Below are 17,962 nucleotides of genomic sequence, written 5' to 3' on the forward strand. Positions count from 1 at the left end.
TTAACGGCCTATAGTCTGGCGCAGTTTTGCCGATAAGTAGAAGAAGAGTTTTAAGAACTTCCGAATATGACCTTGAACCCGACTCAGTAAGTACCTTCCTACCTATGGCTAAAATTATCGGCATCATCGTCGTGTTCGCGAGCGTGCTCGGCGGATACGTGCTTTCTCACGGCAAGATTGCCGCCCTGATCCAGCCTTTCGAGGTCATGATTATCGGCGGCGCCGCGCTGGGGGCGTTCCTGCAGGCGAACCCCGGCTACATGACCATGCACGTGCTCAAGAAGTCCTTGGGGATGTTCGGTTCGCGCTTTTCCCAGACCTTCTACCTGGAAGTGCTGGGGCTGATCTACGAGATCCTCAACAAGAGCCGCCGCGAAGGCATGATGGCGATCGAGGGCGATATCGAAGACGCCGCCGCCAGCCCGATTTTCGCCAAGTACCCATCCGTGCTCAAAGACGAACGCATGACCGCGTTCATCTGTGATTACCTGCGCATCATGTCCTCCGGCAACATGGCTCCCCACGAGCTGGAAGGCCTGTTCGACATGGAGCTGTTCAGCCTCAAGGAAGACCTCGAGCATCCGTCCCATGCGGTCAATGGCATCGCCGACGGCATGCCGGGTTTCGGTATCGTCGCGGCGGTACTGGGCATCGTGGTGACCATGGCGTCCCTGGGCGATGGCGACCAGAAGTCCATCGGCCTGCACGTAGGCGCGGCGCTGGTCGGTACCTTCTTCGGTATTCTCGCGGCCTACGGCTTCTTCGGCCCGCTGGCCCACTCCCTGGCCCACGACGCCAAGGAAGAGCTGAACGTCTACGAAGCCATCAAGGCTTCCCTGGTGGCCTCGGCTTCCGGCATGCCGCCATCGCTGGCCGTGGAGTTCGGGCGCAAGGTCCTGTACCCGGCGCACCGTCCGAGCTTCGCCGAGCTGGAACAAGCGGTTCGCGGTCGCTAAGCCATGGAAAACAATCAGCCGATTATCATCAAGCGCGTCAAGCGCTTTGCCGGCGGGCATCACGGCGGGGCGTGGAAGATCGCCTTCGCCGACTTCGCCACGGCGATGATGGCGTTCTTCCTGGTGCTGTGGCTGTTGTCCACCGCGACCCCGGAACAGAAGATCGCCATCTCCGGTTACTTCAAGGACCCGATCGGCTTCTCGGAAAGCGGTACGCCCTACATCATTGACCTGGGCGGTTCTCCCGAGCTGGCGCCGGACAACACGCTCAACCCCGAGATCAAGTCGCAGCCGCAGCCGGACAAGGTCACGGTCGATACCGATCAGGTCGAGGGCATGGCCGAGCAGGTTGAAAGAGAGCGCCTGGAGTTGTTGCTGCAGGAGTTGCAGAACAAGGTCGAAGAAAACCCGCAATTGCAGAAGTTCAAGGACCAGATCCTGTTCGAGATCACTCCGGACGGCCTGCGTATCCAGATCATCGATTCGGAAAACCGGCCGATGTTCGACTCCGGCAGTGCGCGTCTGAAGCCGTACTTCGAGGACATCCTGCTGGCCATGGCCGACACCATCAAGGCGGTGCCGAACAAGATCAGCATCAGCGGTCACACCGATGCCAAGCCTTACTCGGGCACCGGCGATTTCGGCAACTGGGAGCTTTCGGCCAACCGTGCCAACGCCGCGCGTCGGGCGCTGGTGGCGGGCAGCTACCCGGACGGTCAGGTGGCTCGCGTGGTGGGTTATGCCTCGTCGTCGCTGTTCGATCGCAAGGACCCGTTCAACCCGATCAACCGGCGTATCGACATTGTGGTGCTGACCAAGAAGGCCCAGCGCGCGATCGAAGGTGAAGTCGCTCCCGAGACTCCGGCACCGACCCAGGGCCAGGGTGCCCAGGGCGAAGTACCGGTCGACCCGAACGCCTTGCCGCCGGAGCAGGAGCCGTTGCCGGCCCATGAGCTGCGCGAGCGCCTGAATATCTTCGACGATGCTGCGCCGAAGACCGAAGGCGCGGCGGCCCCCGCCGCTACGCCTCCAGCCGCGCGGTGATCGGTAAAAGCAGGCTCTGTTAACGAGTGCTCAAAAAAAGGCCGCGATCATCGCGGCCTTTTTTGTTTTTGCATGGGGCTGCTTATTAATAGCTGCTGTCCGGCAGGCTGGCGATGATCGAGCGATAGCTGTTCATCCGTTGCTGCTGGATCCGACCGTCTTCCAGGGCCTTGAGCAGGGCGCAGCCCGGTTCGCGGTCATGTTTGCAGTCGCGGAAGCGGCAGGTGCCCAGCAGGTCGTTGAACTCGATGAAACCCGCTTCGACATCGGCGCGGCTGACATGGCCCAGGCCGAATTCGCGAATCCCCGGGGAGTCGATCAGTTCGCCGCCGCCCGGGAAGTGGAACAGACGCGCGGTGGTGGTGGTGTGGGTACCTTGGCCGGACAGCTCCGACAACGGCCCGACGCGGGTCTCGACGTCCGGCAGCAGGCTGTTCACCAGCGACGACTTGCCCACGCCAGACTGGCCGACGAACACGCTGATCCGCCCGTCCAGTTGCGCTTGCAGCTGTTCCATGCCATTGCCGTGGTGGGCCGAGACTTCCAGCACCGGATAGCCCAGTTGCCGATAGACCGCCAGCAGGGCGTTCAGGGCAGGAGCATTCTGCTCGTCGATCAGGTCGAACTTGTTGAGCAGCAGCAGGGGGCGGATGCCGGCATGTTCGGCTGCGACCAGGTAACGGTCGATCAGGTTGGCATGGGGCTCGGGCAATGGGGCGAAGACGATCACGATCATGTCGACGTTGGCGGCGACCGGCTTGAGCTGGCCACGGCTGTCCGGACGGCAGAGTTCGGTGTGGCGCGGCAGTTGCGCGACGATCACCCCGATGCCCTGGTTGCCCGGGCGCCAGACCACCTGATCGCCGGTCACCAGCGCTGGCAGGTTGGCGCGCAAGTGGCAGCGGAACACCTGGCCGGCCAGTTCGCCCTCGCGCGCCTCGACCTCGACCTGCACGCCGAAGTGGGCGATCACCAGGCCGGTTTGTTCGGGGCCGAGGTCGCCGCCTTCCAGGGCTTCCACGGCAGAGGATTCACGTTTGGCGGCGCGGGCGGCGCGTTCGCCTTGAATCTTTTCGATGCGCCAGTTTTGGCGACGATTGAGCTGGCGTTTGGCCATTGGTGTTCCGTGTCGAGAATGCGGCGGTTAGGTAAAACGGCCGCGAGTTTAGCACGCCAGCAGGTCCCTCTAGGCTAAACTGCGCAACTACGCCGAGGAGCCCACACATGCAAAACCCGCAGAATCTGATCTGGATCGACCTGGAAATGACCGGTCTGAACCCTGATACCGACGTCATCATCGAGATGGCGACCATCGTCACCGATAGCAATCTCAATACCTTGGCTGAAGGTCCGGTCATCGCCATCCATCAGAGCGATGAAATTCTCGCCGGCATGGACGAGTGGAACACCCGCCAGCACGGCGGCTCGGGGCTGACCCAGCGCGTGCGTGAAAGCCGTATCAGCATGGCTGAGGCGGAAGCACAGACTATTGCCTTCCTGGAGCAGTGGGTGCCCAAGGGCAAGTCGCCGATCTGTGGCAACAGCATTTGCCAGGATCGCCGTTTCCTGTATCGCCATATGAAGGCGCTGGAAAGCTACTTCCACTACCGCAACCTTGACGTTTCCACCCTCAAGGAACTGGCGGCCCGTTGGGCACCGGAGGTGCGCGACAGCTTCAAGAAAGGCAGCACCCACCTGGCGCTGGACGACATCCGCGAGTCGATCGCCGAGCTGCAGCATTACCGCAAGCACTTCATCAAGCTCTGATGGTTCGGTGGCGTCTGTCCTGATGTCATCGCGGGCAAGCTTCTACAGGTTCGCATAAGGCTTGCTCGCGATAGCTCGCGCCGGGATTCCCAGCAATTCCAGCCAGCGCCCCCTTTTGGTGCCAGCAGCAACTGAGTAGACTGCGCGCCTTCCTGTAAGGACCGCCATCATGCTGCTGATGCTTTACCTGATTGCCATTACCGCCGAAGCCATGACTGGCGCGTTATCTGCCGGTCGTCGCGGCATGGACTGGTTCGGGGTGGTGTTGATCGCTTGCGTCACGGCCCTGGGCGGCGGTTCGGTGCGTGACGTGCTGCTGGGGCATTACCCGCTGACCTGGGTCAAGCATCCGGAATACCTGGTGCTGACCTCGGTCGCGGCCCTGGTGACCATCTTTATCGCGCCCTTGATGCGCCACCTGCGCTCGCTGTTTCTGGTGCTCGACGCCGTGGGGTTGGTGGCGTTCACCCTGATCGGTTGCATGACCGCCCTGGAGATGGGCCACGGCATGGTGGTGGCATCGGTCAGCGGGGTGATCACCGGGGTGTTTGGCGGCATCCTGCGGGACATCTTCTGCAACGATATTCCGCTGATTTTCCGTCGCGAGCTGTATGCCAGCGTCTCGTTCGCCGCGGCCTGGTGCTACATGCTTTGCATCTATCTGCAATTGCCCGGCGAGCAGTCGATCCTCATCACCCTGTTCGGCGGTTTCCTACTGCGCTTGCTGGCGATCCGTTTTCACTGGGAAATGCCCAAGTTCGTCTACAACGACGAGCAGTGACGGCTGGCGTGCTGCTTCAGCGCCCATTCCACGTGTTCGCGCACCAGCTCTGACGGGTAATCCCGCCGGGCCTTCAGGGCTTCCAGCACCGGAATGCTCGACGGCGCGTTACCCAGCCCCACCGCCAGGTTGCGCAGCCAACGCTCGTAGCCGGCGCGGCGCAGCGGCGAGCCTTCGGTGCTGCTGAGAAACTTGTCCTCGTCCCACATGAACAGTTCGGCCAGCTCGGCATTGTCGAGGTTGTGCCGTGGCTTGAAATCGCCTTCGCCGGAAGGGCGGGCGAAGCGGTTCCACGGGCAGACGATCTGGCAGTCGTCGCAGCCGAACACCCGATTACCGATCAACGGGCGCAGGTCTTCGGGAATGGCATTTTTCAGTTCGATGGTCAGGTACGAAATGCAGCGCCGGGCGTCCAGTACGTAAGGACCGACGAAGGCCTTGGTCGGGCAGATGTCCAGGCACGCCGTGCAGCGGCCGCAGTGCTCGCTGGCGTGGGGCTCGTCCACCGGCAATGGCAGGTCGACGAACAGTTCGCTGAGGAAGAAATAGCTGCCGGCCTTGCGGTTGAGTACCAGGGTGTTCTTGCCGATCCAGCCGAGCCCGGCCTGTTCGGCGATGGCTTTTTCCAGCACCGGGGCGCTGTCGACGAAGGCGCGATAGCCGAACGGGCCGATTTCCTTCTGGATGCGCTCGGCCAGTTGCTGCACGCGCTTGCGGATCAGCTTGTGATAATCGCGGCCCAGGGCGTAGCGCGAGACATAGGCTTTTTCCGGTTGGGCCAGGCGTTGCGCCATCTGGGTGTCGCCGGGCAGGTAATCCATGCGCAGGGACACCACGCGCAGGGTGCCGGGCACCAGTTCGTCCGGGTGGGAGCGCTTGCTGCCGTGGGCGCCCATGTAGTCCATTTCGCCGTGGTAGCCCGCCTCGAGCCAGCGCTCCAGGTGCTGTTCATGCTCGGCCAGGTCCAGGCCGCTGATGCCGACTTGCTGAAAGCCCAGTTCGCGGCCCCAATCCTTGATCGATTGGGCGAGGGCGGGCAGATCGGTGGTAATGGCGGGCATGAGGCGAGAGAAACCGGGGCTGAGGTGCGTATAATTCTGCCAGACATCGGAGCCCGAAGACGCATGCCGCAGACAAAACACCCTTTACCCGACATTCAGCTGCTGACGCCCGGCACATTGCCGCGGCTGGCTGCCCGTTCACCAAGCGCCCATAAAGGCCAGTTCGGACACCTGTTGCTGATCGGTGGCGATCGCGGTTTTGGCGGCGCGGCGCTGCTCTGCTCCGAGAGTGCCCTGCGCAGTGGGGCTGGGATGGTTTCGCTGGCGACGCGTAGCGAACATGTGCCAGCTGCTCTGGCCCGGATCCCGGAGGTCATGACCCTGGGCACGGATTCGGCCAACCAGTTGATGGGCTTGCTGGAGCGGGCTTCGATCATCGTGGCGGGCCCCGGGCTGGGCCAGGTGGCCTGGGGGCACAGCCTTTTATCTGCCGCCGCCAATGCGCCGCGGCCCCAGGTGTGGGATGCCGACGCGCTCAATCTGTTGGCCAAGGGCGGTTTGGCCCTGCCGCCGGGCAGCGTGATCACCCCGCACCCGGGGGAAGCCGCACGGCTGCTGGGGATTTCCACCGCGCAGGTGCAGGCGGATCGCCCGGCCGCCGTTCGGGCGTTGAGCAAAAAATATACAGCTGTCGCCATCCTTAAGGGGGCCGGGAGCCTGGTTGCCAGCCCTGATGGCCGCTTGGCCCGCTGCGATCGAGGGCATCCGGCCATGGCCACGGCGGGGCTCGGGGATGTGCTGGCCGGTCTGGTCGGGGCGCTGCTGGCCCAGGGGATGACGGCGTTCGATAGTGCTTGCCTGGCGGTCTGGCTGCATGCCGTCGCGGGCGAGCATCAAGGTAAATTGGGCCGGGGGCTGGCGGCCAGCGATTTGATCCCGGTCATTCGTCAGTTGCTGGAGGAGCAATCACCGTGTCTGAAATAACCCTGTATCTGGCAGACGAAGACGCCATGATCGCCTTTGGCGCGCGCCTGGCACAGGTCACTCAAGGGGTGGGCGTGATCTTCCTGGAAGGCGATCTGGGGGCGGGGAAAACCACGCTGTCCCGGGGCCTCATCCGTGGCCTGGGACATGCCGGCGCGGTGAAAAGCCCGACCTTTACCCTGGTCGAGCCCTATGAGATCGGCGATGTGCGGGCCTTTCACTTCGATCTTTATCGCCTGGTCGATCCCGAGGAGCTGGAGTTTCTCGGCATTCGCGATTACCTGGAGGGGGATGCACTGTGTCTGATCGAGTGGCCCCAGCGTGGTGCGGGCTTTTTGCCAAAGCCGGACCTGACCATTACCATTAGCCCGCATAACAGCGGGCGTTCCCTGCATTTGTTGTCGCAAGGCTCGCGTGGCGAGGCCTGGTGTGCCGCTTTGGCGTTGGAATTCAAATAATTGATGGGGTTAGGTATGCGCATTCGCGCGTTGGTTGCTGTCGTAGGACTGTTGCTTACGGCATTGGCCGTCGACGCTCTGGCCGCTACACAGGTCCGCAGCGTTCGCCTGTGGCGGGCACCGGATAACACTCGACTGGTATTTGACCTGTCCGGTCCGGTCCAGCACAGCGTCTTCACCCTGACGGCCCCTGATCGTCTGGTGATCGATATCAACGGTGCGACCCTCGGCGGGCCGCTGAATGTCTCCACGGCGAATACGCCGATTACCGCCATGCGTTCGGCCCAGCGCACGCCCACCGACCTGCGGGTGGTCGTCGACCTGAAAAAGGCCGTCACTCCCAAGAGTTTTACCCTGACGCCCAATGCCCAATACGGCAATCGCCTGGTAGTCGACCTGTTCGATAACCCGGCGGACGCCGCGCCAACGCCGCCGCCCGCGCCGAATGTCGCGACCGTTCCGGCGGTCCCGGTAACGCCGACCAAGCCTGAGATCAAGCTGCCTCCGGCCCCGGCCGGCAAGCGCGATATCGTCGTGGTCATCGATGCCGGACACGGTGGCGAGGACCCGGGTGCCTCCGGCTCTCGCGGCCAGCATGAGAAGGACGTGGTACTGGCCATCGCCCGCGAGCTGCAGCGCCAGATCAACGGCCTCAAGGGCTTCCGTGCCGAGCTGACCCGTACCGGCGACTACTTCATCCCATTGCGCGGTCGTACCGAGATCGCCCGCAAGAAAGGCGCCGACCTGTTCGTCTCGATCCATGCCGACGCGGCACCGTCCCGCGCGGCCTTCGGGGCCTCGGTGTTCGCGCTCTCCGACCGCGGCGCCACGTCCGAGACGGCCCGCTGGCTGGCGGACAGTGAAAACCGCTCCGACCTGATCGGCGGGGCCGGCAACGTCAGCCTCGATGACAAGGACCGGATGCTCGCCGGCGTACTGCTGGACCTGTCCATGACGGCCTCGCTGACTTCCAGTTTGAACGTCGGCCAGAAAGTGCTCAGCAACATCGGCCGGGTCACCCCGCTGCACAAGCAGCGCGTCGAGCAGGCCGGGTTCATGGTGCTCAAGTCTCCGGACATTCCGTCGATCCTGGTGGAAACCGGCTTTATCTCCAATGCCAACGAAGCCTCCAAGCTGGCCACCGTCAGCCACCAGCAGGCATTGGCGCGCTCCATCAGCAGCGGCGTGCGGCAGTTCTTCCAGCAGAACCCGCCGCCGGGCACCTACATCGCCTGGCTGCGTGATTCCGGGAAGATTGCCCAGGGGCCTCGCGACCACCGTGTGAGCCCGGGGGAAACCCTGGCGATGATTGCCGTGCGTTATCAGGTTTCCGCCGCCACCCTGCGCAGTGCCAACAACCTGAGCAGCGATGAGCTGAAAATCGGTCAGACCCTGACCATCCCGGGTACAGAACTGGCGGCCAAGGAATGAATGACGCAGTCATCAGCAGCGCCCGCATCGAGCTGCTCAGCCCGCGCCTGGCGAACCAGATTGCCGCCGGTGAGGTGGTCGAGCGTCCGGCCTCGGTGATCAAGGAGTTGCTGGAGAACAGCCTGGACTCCGGCGCCAAGCGCATCGATGTGGACGTCGAGCAGGCGGGCGTCAAACTGCTGCGGGTGCGCGACGACGGCAGCGGGATTTCCGCGGACGATCTGCCGCTGGCCCTGGCGCGCCACGCCACCAGCAAGATCCGCAACCTCGAAGACCTGGAGCAGGTCATGAGCCTGGGCTTTCGGGGTGAGGCGCTGGCATCCATCAGTTCGGTCGCCCGCTTGACCCTGACTTCCCGCACCCGCGAGGCCGATCAGGCCTGGCAGGTGGAAACCGAAGGCCGCGACATGGCGCCGCGCGTGCAGCCGGCGGCCCATCCGGTCGGGACCTCGGTGGAGGTCCGCGACCTGTTTTTCAACACCCCGGCTCGACGCAAGTTTCTCAAGGCCGAGAAAACCGAGTTCGATCACCTGCAGGAAGTGATCAAGCGCCTGGCCCTGGCGCGTTTCGATGTGGCCTTTCACCTGCGCCACAACGGTAAAAGCGTCCTCAGCCTGCATGAAGCCAACGATGATGTGGCGCGTGCGCGGCGGGTGGCGGCGGTGTGCGGTTCGGGCTTTCTCGAGCAGGCGCTGCCGATCGAGGTCGAGCGTAATGGCCTGCATCTGTGGGGCTGGGTAGGCTTGCCGACCTTTTCCCGCAGTCAGGCGGACCTGCAGTATTTCTACGTCAACGGCCGCGCGGTGCGCGACAAGCTGGTGGCCCACGCGGTGCGCCAGGCCTACCGCGACGTGCTGTTCAACGGTCGGCATCCGACCTTCGTGCTGTTCTTCGAAGTCGACCCGGCGGTGGTCGACGTCAACGTGCACCCGACCAAACACGAAGTGCGCTTCCGTGATGGGCGCATGGTTCATGACTTCCTGTATGGCACCCTGCACCGCGCCCTGGGCGATGTCCGGCCGGAAGACCATCTGGCGGCGCCGGCCGCGGTTGCCGGCATCGTACGGCCGAGCGGGATCGAGGCCGGCGAGTTCGGCCCCCAGGGCGAAATGCGCCTGGCGGCGAACATGACGCTGGAACAGCCGCAGGCCCAACCGGCTTTCAATCCGCCGGGAGGCGGTTCGGGGGCGGGTTATCAGTACCAGTACACGCCACGTCCGCAGCCAGTGTTGCCCGCGGCCGAGGCGCAAAGCGCCTACCGTGAATTCTTCGCGCCCTTGCCTGAGTCCGGGGCAACGTCCTTGCCGGACGCCCAGGGTGATATCCCACCGCTGGGCTATGCGCTGGCACAGCTCAAAGGCATCTATATCCTCGCGGAAAACGCCCAGGGCCTGGTGCTGGTGGACATGCATGCGGCCCACGAGCGGATCATGTACGAGCGCCTGAAGGTGGCGATGGCCAGCGAAGGCCTGAGTGGCCAGCCGCTGCTAGTGCCGGAATCGATCGCGGTCAGCCAGCGCGAAGCCGACTGTGCCGAGGAACACGTCAGCTGGTTCCAGCGCCTGGGGTTCGAGTTGCAGCGCCTGGGCCCTGAGTCGCTGGCGATCCGGCAGATTCCGGCCTTGCTCAAGCAAGCGGAAGCCAACCGCCTGGTGCATGACGTCCTGGCCGACCTGATGGAGTACGGCACCAGCGACCGTATCCAGGCGCACCTCAACGAGTTGCTGGGCACCATGGCCTGCCACGGTGCGATCCGGGCCAATCGCCGCCTGGCCCTGCCGGAAATGAACGGCTTGTTGCGCGACATGGAAAACACCGAGCGCAGCGGTCAATGCAACCATGGCCGACCGACCTGGACCCAGTTGGGGCTGGACGATCTGGACAAACTCTTCTTGCGCGGTCGTTGATGAGCCAGCTTCCTCCAGCGATCTTCCTGATGGGCCCGACTGCCGCCGGCAAGACCGACCTGGCCATCGAACTCACCAAGGTTCTGCCTTGCGAGCTGATCAGCGTCGATTCGGCGCTGGTCTACCGCGGCATGGACATAGGCACGGCCAAGCCTTCCAAGGAAGTCCTGGCTGAGTTCCCGCACCGCCTGATCGATATCCTCGACCCGGCCGAGAGCTATTCGGCAGCGGATTTCCGTACCGATGCACTGGCGGCCATGGCCGATATCACCGCGCGCGGCAAGATTCCGCTGCTGGTGGGCGGCACGATGCTTTATTACAAGGCTTTGCTCGAAGGCCTGGCGGACATGCCGCCGGCCGATCCACAGGTCCGTGCCGAGCTGGAAGAAGAAGCGGCACGCCTTGGCTGGCAGGCCCTGCACGACCAATTGGCGGTCATCGACCCCGAGTCGGCGGCGCGGATTCATCCCAATGATCCGCAGCGCCTGACCCGGGCGCTGGAAGTCTATCGGGTTAGTGGCCTGAGCATGACCGCCCACAGACTGCGACAATCTGCGCAAAGTACTGAAGCAGCCGCTTCGGGACGGGGACAATTGCCCTATACTGTCGCGAACTTGGCCATTGCCCCGGCAAACCGTCAGGTACTGCATGAGCGTATTGCACAAAGATTCACAATTATGTTGGAACAGGGATTCGTCGACGAGGTCGTAGCTCTGCGTTCTAGAAGTGACCTGCATGCCGGGTTGCCGTCTATACGTGCTGTAGGCTACCGACAGGTCTGGGATTATCTGGATGGCAAGCTGACATTCGCCGAGATGCAGGAGCGCGGCATCATTGCTACGCGCCAATTGGCGAAGCGCCAGTTCACCTGGTTACGCAGCTGGGCTGATTTACACTGGCTGGACAGCCTGGATTGCGACAATCTGCCACGCGCCTTGAAATACCTGGGAACGGTCTCCATATTGAGCTGAGTCCTTGCAATTGCCGTCTATCCTTGGGGGTGGGGCGGTTTTAGCCATCTGTTTTCCGATTTTTTATTATTGATCCTTAAAGGAGTGCGGCACATGTCAAAAGGGCATTCGCTACAAGACCCTTACTTGAATACTTTACGTAAAGAGAAAGTTGGGGTTTCCATCTATCTGGTCAATGGGATCAAGCTGCAAGGTACGATCGAGTCTTTCGACCAGTTCGTCATCCTGCTGAAGAACACCGTCAGCCAAATGGTTTACAAGCACGCTATCTCGACAGTGGTACCGGTTCGTCCAATTCGCCTGCCTAGCGCATCCGAATCCGAACAGGGTGACGCTGAGCCAGGTAACGCCTGATAGGAGTCTCCTTTGTTCTTTGAGCGCCACGGTGGTGGTGAACGTGCAATTCTCGTTCACTTGGATGGTCAGGACCCTGAGGCGCGCGAAGATCCGCAGGAGTTTCAGGAGTTGGCAATATCGGCCGGCGCCGAGACCGTCGCGTTTGTTAACGTGCCGCGTCATCGGCCAACCGCCAAATACCTGGTTGGCAGCGGCAAGGTCGAAGAATTACGCGACCTGGTCAAAGCCGAGCAGGTCGACCTGGTGATTTTCAATCACATCCTCACACCCAGTCAGGAACGTAACCTCGAACGTGCTTTCGAGTGTCGCGTGATTGACCGCACGGGTCTGATTCTCGATATTTTCGCCCAACGCGCCCGCACTCACGAAGGCAAGCTCCAGGTAGAACTGGCCCAGCTTGAGTATATGAGTACGCGTCTGGTCCGTGGCTGGACTCACCTTGAGCGGCAGAAAGGCGGTATCGGCCTGCGCGGCCCGGGTGAAACCCAGCTCGAGACTGACCGGCGCCTTCTGCGGGTTCGCCTGCGGCAGATCAAGGCCCGGCTGGAGAAGGTCCGCAGTCAGCGCGAGCAGGCCCGTCGCGGGCGCAAGCGTGCCGATATTCCTTCGGTATCGTTGGTGGGCTACACCAACGCCGGCAAATCCACCTTGTTCAACTCCGTGACCGAGTCCGATGTATTCGCGGCCAACCAGCTGTTCGCCACCCTCGATCCGACCTTGCGCCGGCTCGAACTGGACGATCTTGGTCCGGTCGTGTTGGCCGACACCGTGGGGTTCATTCGTCATCTGCCGCACAAACTGGTCGAGGCGTTTCGGGCTACGCTCGAAGAGTCGAGCAACTCCGACCTGCTGTTGCATGTGATCGATGCCCATGAGCCGGAGCGCATGGCCCAGATCGAACAGGTCATGGTGGTGCTCGGCGAGATCGGAGCCCAGGACTTGCCGATACTGGAGGTCTATAACAAACTCGATTTGCTCGAGGGGGTAGACCCGCAGATCCAGCGCGATGCCGATGGCAAGCCGCAGCGCGTCTGGCTGTCGGCCCGTGAGGGGCAAGGGCTGGACCTGCTCAAGCAGGCCATTGCCGAGTTGCTCGGCGAGGATTTGTTCGTAGGCACCTTGCGCTTGCCGCAGCGTTTTGCTCGACTGCGAGCGCAGTTCTTCGAGTTGGGCGCAGTGCAGAAAGAAGATCACGACGAGGAAGGTGTCAGCCTGCTGGCTGTCCGCTTGCCGCGAGTCGAGCTGAATCGACTGGTAAGCCGCGAAGGCATGCAACCGCTAGAGTTCATCGAGCAACACACTTTGCAATAAAAGCCTGAGAAAGCGGTTGTGCCGCTGTAGCAGGCATTCTGTAGCATTGGTCGGCGCGCCGTGGGTGCGTCTTTGCTTTATCAGATGGAGAGCGCTATGGCTTGGAATGAGCCGGGTGGCAACTCGAATAATCAGGATCCTTGGGGTGGTAAGCGCCGCAATAATGGCGACCGCAAGGGGCCACCGGATCTTGACGAGGCCTTCCGCAAGCTGCAGGAAAGCCTGAATGGGTTGTTCGGTGGTGGTAAGAAACGTGGTGACGATGGTGGCAGTTCCGGTAAGGGCGGCGGTCTTGGCCTGCTCGGTATCGGTCTGGTCGTGCTGGCGGCCGTGTGGCTGTACAGCGCGGTGTATGTCGTGGACGAGCAGGAGCAGGCGGTGGTGCTGCGCTTCGGCAAGTACTACGAGACCGTCGGTCCGGGCCTGAACATCTATTTCCCGCCGATCGATCGCAAGTACATGGAAAACGTCACGCGTGAGCGTGCCTATACCAAGCAGGGTCAAATGTTGACTGAGGACGAGAACATCGTCGAAGTGCCGCTGACCGTGCAGTACAAGATCAGCAACCTGCAGGATTTCGTGCTGAACGTCGATCAGCCGGAAATCAGTCTGCAGCACGCTACCGACAGTGCGCTGCGCCACGTAGTGGGTTCTACCGCGATGGACCAGGTGCTGACCGAAGGCCGTGAATTGATGGCCAGCGAGATCAAGGAGCGTCTGCAACGTTTCCTCGACACCTATCGCACCGGTATCACCGTTACCCAGGTGAACGTACAGAGCGCAGCGGCACCGCGTGAAGTGCAGGAAGCCTTCGATGACGTGATCCGTGCTCGTGAAGATGAACAGCGTTCGCGCAACCAGGCTGAAACCTATGCCAACGGTGTCGTACCGGAAGCCCGTGGCCAGGCCCAGCGCATCATCGAGGATGCCAACGGTTATCGCGATGAAGTGGTTTCCCGCGCCAAGGGTGAGGCCGACCGCTTCACCAAGCTGGTGGCCGAGTACCGCAAGGCACCTGAAGTTACCCGTGAGCGTCTGTACCTGGACACCATGCAGGAAGTCTTCAGCAATACCAGCAAGGTTCTCGTGACCGGCAATAAGAACGGCCAGAGCAATCTGCTGTACCTGCCGCTGGACAAAATGGTCGAGAGTGGCCGTAGCACCAGTGCTCCGGTGACTGGCGCAGCAGCCAGCAGCAACGAAGCGAATGCACGTGCGGCAGCTGATCTGCAGCAACAGCAAGCGCGTACCAGGGAGAGTCGCTGATGAGCAATAAATCGCTGATCGCCCTTATCGTTGGCGTCGTCGTGGCGATCGCTGCCTGGAACTGTTTCTACATCGTCGCTCAGACCGAGCGCGCGGTGTTGCTGCAGTTCGGTCGTGTGGTCCAGGCTGACGTTCAGCCGGGCCTGCATGTGAAAGTGCCCTATGTGAACCAGGTGCGTAAGTTCGACGCTCGCCTGATGACCCTGGATGCACCGACCCAGCGTTTCCTGACGCTGGAAAAGAAAGCGGTGATGGTCGATGCCTATGCCAAATGGCGCGTGAAGGACGCGGAGCGTTTCTACACCGCGACTTCCGGCCTCAAGCAGATCGCCGACGAGCGTCTTTCCCGTCGTCTGGAGTCGGGCCTGCGTGACCAGTTCGGTAAGCGCACCCTGCACGAAGTGGTGTCCGGTGAGCGTGATGCGCTGATGGCGGACATCACGGCGTCGCTCAACAAGATGGCCGAGAAAGAGCTGGGCATCGAAGTGGTCGATGTCCGGGTCAAGACCATCGACTTGCCGAAGGAAGTGAACCGCAGCGTCTTCGAGCGTATGAGCACCGAGCGTGAACGTGAAGCGCGTGAACACCGCGCCAAGGGTAACGAGCTGGCGGAAGGTATTCGTGCCGACGCCGATCGTCAGCGCCGCGTGCTGCTGGCCGAAGCCTATCGTGAGTCGGAAGAGATTCGCGGTGACGGCGACGCCAAGGCCGCAGCCATCTACTCCAAGGCCTACGGTCAGGACCAGGAGTTCTACGGTTTCTATCGTAGCCTGCGTGCCTATCGTGAAAGCTTCGCGAACAAATCCGACGTCATGGTCCTGGACCCAAGCAGTGACTTTTTCCGTTACCTGGAAAAGGCCAAGCCTTGATGCGACGTTGACCTGAATCGCCCCGCCCGGCGGCTAAAGTGTCTGGCGGGGTGATCCTTTGGGAAAACGAGTGTATGATGCGGCAGCCGGGAAATTCCCGGCTTTTTTGCGTCTGCACGTTCGATTGTGGTTGTTGGTGCAAGACGGCGAGTTGAACGACTCGACAGGTTTTTTCGAGGAAAGTGAGTGGCGAAGCCGGTTTCAGGCTTTTCGCCCCGTCGCCCATGCGCGTGGTTTGCACATGAGCCGATCATTTTCTGCTTCACTCAAGGCCCGCCCATAGGCTGGCCGCCTGGATCACAGGGGAATGGCGTAATGGCAACGGTAGACCGCTGGCTGCTGCCAGATGGCATCGAAGAAGTACTGCCACCTGAGGCGGCGCGCATTGAAGTTGCGCGTCGTCAGGTGTTGGATCTGTTCCAGAGCTGGGGTTACGAGTTCGTCGTGACCCCTCATATCGAGTACCTGGAATCCTTGCTGACCGGCGCGGGCCAGGACCTCGATCTGCGTACCTTCAAGGTCATCGATCCGCAATCGGGTCGGCAGATGGGTTTCCGCGCCGACATTACGCCGCAGGTGGCCCGTATCGATGCGCATACCCTGCGTCGCGAAGGCCCGAGCCGCCTGTGCTATGCCGGTAGTGTGCTGCATGCGCAGCCGCGTGCCTTGTCGTCCTCGCGCAGCCCGATTCAATTGGGCGCCGAGTTGTACGGCGATGCGAGCCCGAGCAGCGACGTTGAAGTCATCAGCCTGATGCTGGCGATGCTGCAGCTGGCCGACGTGCCGGATGTGCACATGGACCTGGGGCATGTCGGCATCTACCGTGGCCTGGCCCGCGCGGCTGGTCTCTCCGGCGAAGTGGAACAGCAACTGTTCGATGCCTTGCAACGCAAGGCCATCGACGAGGTCATTACCTTGACCGAAGGCCTGCCGGCCGATCTGTCCGGCATGCTGCGGGCGCTGGTCGACCTGTGTGGTGGTCGTGAAGTGCTGGCTGCGGCCCGTGAGCGCCTGGCCAATGCGCCTGCGCCGGTACTGGCGGCCCTGGACGACCTGCTGGCGATTGCCGAGCGTCTTTCCGTGCGGTTCCCTGAATTGCCGCTGTACTTCGACCTGGGCGAACTGCGTGGCTACCACTACCACACCGGTGTGGTGTTCGCGGTATTCGTGCCGGGCGTTGGCCAGTCCATTGCCCAGGGCGGTCGTTACGACGACATCGGCGCCGACTTCGGTCGCGCCCGTCCGGCAACCGGTTTCTCTACCGATTTGAAAACCCTGGTGACCCTGGGGCGTGCTGAGATCGAGCTGCCGTCTGGCGGTATCTGGATGCCGGACAGTACGGATGCAGCCCTCTGGCAACAGGTTTGCCAGTTGCGCAGCGAGGGTCAGCGCGTGGTTCAGGCCTTGCCTGGACAACCATTGGCCGCCGCCCGTGAAGCGGACTGCGACCGGCAATTGATTCAGCAGAACGGGCTTTGGCAAGTATTGCCGCTGGCTTCTTGAGTTTTCCCGCCGGCCGTTGCCGGCACCAAGTTTGCGCGAATGAGGACAAGTGTTATGGGTAAGAATGTCGTAGTCCTGGGCACCCAGTGGGGTGATGAGGGCAAAGGCAAGATCGTCGATCTGCTGACCGAACATGCTGCCGCCGTAGTGCGCTACCAAGGTGGCCACAACGCTGGCCACACCCTGGTGATCGATGGCGAAAAAACCGTCTTGCACCTGATCCCTTCGGGCGTGCTGCGCGAAGGCGTTCAGTGCCTGATCGGCAACGGCGTGGTGGTTGCACCGGACGCCTTGCTGCGTGAGATCGTCAAGCTGGAAGAGAAAGGCGTACCGGTGCGTGAGCGCCTGCGTATCAGCCCATCCTGCCCGCTGATCCTGTCCTACCACGTAGCGCTGGACCAGGCGCGTGAAAAAGCCCGCGGCGAGCAGAAGATCGGTACCACCGGTCGCGGCATCGGCCCGGCTTACGAAGACAAGGTCGCTCGTCGCGGCCTGCGTATCGGCGACCTGTTCCACCGCGAGCGTTTCGCCGCGAAGCTGGGCGAGTTGCTGGACTACCACAACTTCGTACTGGTCAATTACTACAAAGAGCCGGCCATCGACTTCCAGAAGACGCTCGATGAGTGCATGGAATACGCCGAACTGCTCAAGCCGATGATGCTGGACGTGACTGCCGAGCTGCACCAGCTGCGTCGCGCGGGCAAGGACATCATGTTCGAAGGTGCCCAGGGCTCCCTGCTGGACATCGACCACGGCACCTATCCGTACGTCACCAGCTCCAACACCACCGCTGGCGGTATCGCCACCGGTTCGGGTGTCGGCCCGATGTACCTGGACTACATCCTCGGTATCACCAAGGCTTACACCACTCGCGTGGGTTCGGGTCCGTTCCCGACCGAACTGTTCGACGACGTCGGCGCTTTCCTGGCCAAGCGTGGTCATGAGTTCGGCGCAACCACCGGTCGTGCCCGCCGTTGCGGCTGGTTCGACGCCGTCATCCTGCGTCGCGCCATCGACGTCAACAGCATCTCGGGCCTGTGCCTGACCAAGCTGGACGTGCTGGACGGCCTGGAAACCATCAACATCTGCGTGGGCTACAAGAACCAGGACGGTGCAGTCATCGACGCGCCAACCGACGCCGACAGCTACATCGGCCTGGAGCCGGTGTACGAGCAGATGCCAGGCTGGAGCGAGTCGACCCTGGGGGCCAAGACCCTGGAAGAGCTTCCGGTCGCTGCCCGTGCCTACATCAAGCGTATCGAAGAGCTGGTCGGCGCGCCGATCGACATTATTTCGACAGGCCCGGACCGCAACGAGACCATCGTTCTGCGTCACCCGTTTGCTTGATAAGTCGTT

Annotated in this window: 17 protein-coding genes; 15 read left to right on the plus strand and 2 right to left on the minus strand. The window is 62.2% G+C overall.

Features of this window, described 5'->3' with window-relative positions; translation table 11 throughout:
• Positions 1–104: 104 nt before the first annotated feature.
• Together motA and motB are read left to right on the plus strand one after the other, a co-directional pair.
• Positions 105–956, plus strand: a complete 852-nt coding sequence (motA, locus tag IF690_RS03715; protein ID WP_023970209.1) for a flagellar motor stator protein MotA — start codon at positions 105–107, stop codon at positions 954–956.
• Between the two features lie 3 nt (positions 957–959).
• Positions 960–2,000 (plus strand): flagellar motor protein MotB, encoded by a 1,041-nt coding sequence (gene motB / locus IF690_RS03720; protein ID WP_202698894.1) that lies wholly within the window; start codon positions 960–962, stop codon positions 1,998–2,000.
• Between the two features lie 85 nt (positions 2,001–2,085).
• Here motB and rsgA read toward each other — a convergent pair whose 3' ends face one another.
• Positions 2,086–3,117 (minus strand): small ribosomal subunit biogenesis GTPase RsgA, encoded by a 1,032-nt coding sequence (rsgA, locus tag IF690_RS03725; RefSeq protein WP_009046685.1) that lies wholly within the window; start codon positions 3,115–3,117, stop codon positions 2,086–2,088.
• A gap of 107 nt (positions 3,118–3,224) precedes the next feature.
• On the opposite strand from rsgA, the gene orn reads away from it, so the two are divergent.
• Complete coding sequence (orn, locus tag IF690_RS03730; RefSeq protein ID WP_068576449.1) at positions 3,225–3,767, plus strand: oligoribonuclease; 543 nt, start codon at positions 3,225–3,227, stop codon at positions 3,765–3,767.
• 166 nt (positions 3,768–3,933) lie between these two features.
• A complete protein-coding gene (locus IF690_RS03735; RefSeq protein ID WP_169915460.1) occupies positions 3,934–4,548 on the plus strand; it encodes a trimeric intracellular cation channel family protein in 615 nt (204 codons plus the stop codon).
• On the opposite strand, the gene queG is transcribed toward IF690_RS03735, so the two are convergent.
• Positions 4,530–5,609, minus strand: a complete 1,080-nt coding sequence (gene queG / locus IF690_RS03740; protein ID WP_038582580.1) for a tRNA epoxyqueuosine(34) reductase QueG — start codon at positions 5,607–5,609, stop codon at positions 4,530–4,532. The two genes, IF690_RS03735 and queG, sit on opposite strands and share 19 nt — an antisense overlap.
• Positions 5,610–5,672: 63 nt before the next feature.
• Here queG and IF690_RS03745 point away from each other — a divergent pair, with 63 nt between their 5' ends.
• The 11 genes from IF690_RS03745 (at position 5,673) to IF690_RS03795 (ending at position 17,953) form a co-directional block, all read left to right on the plus strand.
• Positions 5,673–6,533: an NAD(P)H-hydrate dehydratase gene (locus tag IF690_RS03745; RefSeq protein WP_202698895.1), complete on the plus strand. Its 861-nt coding sequence runs from the start codon at positions 5,673–5,675 to the stop codon at positions 6,531–6,533.
• Entirely contained in the window at positions 6,521–6,991 is a 471-nt protein-coding gene (gene tsaE / locus IF690_RS03750) for a tRNA (adenosine(37)-N6)-threonylcarbamoyltransferase complex ATPase subunit type 1 TsaE (RefSeq protein ID WP_009041903.1), read from the plus strand. Before IF690_RS03745 ends, tsaE begins: the two co-directional genes overlap by 13 nt.
• A 3-nt stretch (positions 6,992–6,994) precedes the next feature.
• Positions 6,995–8,422, plus strand: coding sequence for an N-acetylmuramoyl-L-alanine amidase (locus tag IF690_RS03755; protein ID WP_196762704.1), 1,428 nt, complete (start codon positions 6,995–6,997; stop codon positions 8,420–8,422).
• Positions 8,419–10,329, plus strand: coding sequence for a DNA mismatch repair endonuclease MutL (gene mutL, locus IF690_RS03760; RefSeq protein ID WP_202698896.1), 1,911 nt, complete (start codon positions 8,419–8,421; stop codon positions 10,327–10,329). Before IF690_RS03755 ends, mutL begins: the two co-directional genes overlap by 4 nt.
• Positions 10,329–11,300, plus strand: coding sequence for a tRNA (adenosine(37)-N6)-dimethylallyltransferase MiaA (gene miaA / locus IF690_RS03765; protein WP_202698897.1), 972 nt, complete (start codon positions 10,329–10,331; stop codon positions 11,298–11,300). The genes mutL and miaA overlap by 1 nt, the downstream gene beginning before the upstream one ends.
• A gap of 93 nt (positions 11,301–11,393) precedes the next feature.
• Positions 11,394–11,654, plus strand: a complete 261-nt coding sequence (gene hfq, locus IF690_RS03770) for an RNA chaperone Hfq (RefSeq protein ID WP_007921378.1) — start codon at positions 11,394–11,396, stop codon at positions 11,652–11,654.
• Positions 11,655–11,666: 12 nt separating this feature from the next.
• A complete protein-coding gene (gene hflX / locus IF690_RS03775) occupies positions 11,667–12,968 on the plus strand; it encodes a ribosome rescue GTPase HflX (protein WP_007921372.1) in 1,302 nt (433 codons plus the stop codon).
• Between the two features lie 96 nt (positions 12,969–13,064).
• Entirely contained in the window at positions 13,065–14,234 is a 1,170-nt protein-coding gene (gene hflK, locus IF690_RS03780; RefSeq protein WP_009046690.1) for an FtsH protease activity modulator HflK, read from the plus strand.
• On the plus strand, positions 14,234–15,103 hold the full coding sequence (hflC, locus tag IF690_RS03785) for a protease modulator HflC (RefSeq protein WP_009046691.1): 870 nt from the start codon (positions 14,234–14,236) through the stop codon (positions 15,101–15,103). Before hflK ends, hflC begins: the two co-directional genes overlap by 1 nt.
• A 315-nt stretch (positions 15,104–15,418) precedes the next feature.
• Complete coding sequence (locus IF690_RS03790) at positions 15,419–16,606, plus strand: ATP phosphoribosyltransferase regulatory subunit (RefSeq protein WP_009046692.1); 1,188 nt, start codon at positions 15,419–15,421, stop codon at positions 16,604–16,606.
• A gap of 54 nt (positions 16,607–16,660) precedes the next feature.
• Positions 16,661–17,953 (plus strand): adenylosuccinate synthase, encoded by a 1,293-nt coding sequence (locus tag IF690_RS03795; protein WP_023970221.1) that lies wholly within the window; start codon positions 16,661–16,663, stop codon positions 17,951–17,953.
• The last annotated feature ends 9 nt before the right edge of the window (positions 17,954–17,962 follow it).

The sequence above is a fragment of the Pseudomonas sp. SK3(2021) genome, assembly GCF_016772375.1.
GTDB lineage: Bacteria > Pseudomonadota > Gammaproteobacteria > Pseudomonadales > Pseudomonadaceae > Aquipseudomonas > Aquipseudomonas chlororaphis_I.

Bases quoted from the DNA above. Each gene is read 5' to 3' on its own strand.
- motA (WP_023970209.1), top strand. From the start codon at position 105: ATGGCTAAAATTATCGGCATCATCGTCGTGTTCGCGAGCGTGCTCGGC.
- motB (WP_202698894.1), top strand. From the start codon at position 960: ATGGAAAACAATCAGCCGATTATCATCAAGCGCGTCAAGCGCTTTGCC.
- rsgA (WP_009046685.1), bottom strand. From the start codon at position 3,117: ATGGCCAAACGCCAGCTCAATCGTCGCCAAAACTGGCGCATCGAAAAG.
- orn (WP_068576449.1), top strand. From the start codon at position 3,225: ATGCAAAACCCGCAGAATCTGATCTGGATCGACCTGGAAATGACCGGT.
- queG (WP_038582580.1), bottom strand. From the start codon at position 5,609: ATGCCCGCCATTACCACCGATCTGCCCGCCCTCGCCCAATCGATCAAG.
- IF690_RS03745 (WP_202698895.1), top strand. From the start codon at position 5,673: ATGCCGCAGACAAAACACCCTTTACCCGACATTCAGCTGCTGACGCCC.
- IF690_RS03755 (WP_196762704.1), top strand. From the start codon at position 6,995: ATGGGGTTAGGTATGCGCATTCGCGCGTTGGTTGCTGTCGTAGGACTG.
- mutL (WP_202698896.1), top strand. From the start codon at position 8,419: ATGAATGACGCAGTCATCAGCAGCGCCCGCATCGAGCTGCTCAGCCCG.
- miaA (WP_202698897.1), top strand. From the start codon at position 10,329: ATGAGCCAGCTTCCTCCAGCGATCTTCCTGATGGGCCCGACTGCCGCC.
- hfq (WP_007921378.1), top strand. From the start codon at position 11,394: ATGTCAAAAGGGCATTCGCTACAAGACCCTTACTTGAATACTTTACGT.
- hflK (WP_009046690.1), top strand. From the start codon at position 13,065: ATGGCTTGGAATGAGCCGGGTGGCAACTCGAATAATCAGGATCCTTGG.
- hflC (WP_009046691.1), top strand. From the start codon at position 14,234: ATGAGCAATAAATCGCTGATCGCCCTTATCGTTGGCGTCGTCGTGGCG.
- IF690_RS03790 (WP_009046692.1), top strand. From the start codon at position 15,419: ATGGCAACGGTAGACCGCTGGCTGCTGCCAGATGGCATCGAAGAAGTA.
- IF690_RS03795 (WP_023970221.1), top strand. From the start codon at position 16,661: ATGGGTAAGAATGTCGTAGTCCTGGGCACCCAGTGGGGTGATGAGGGC.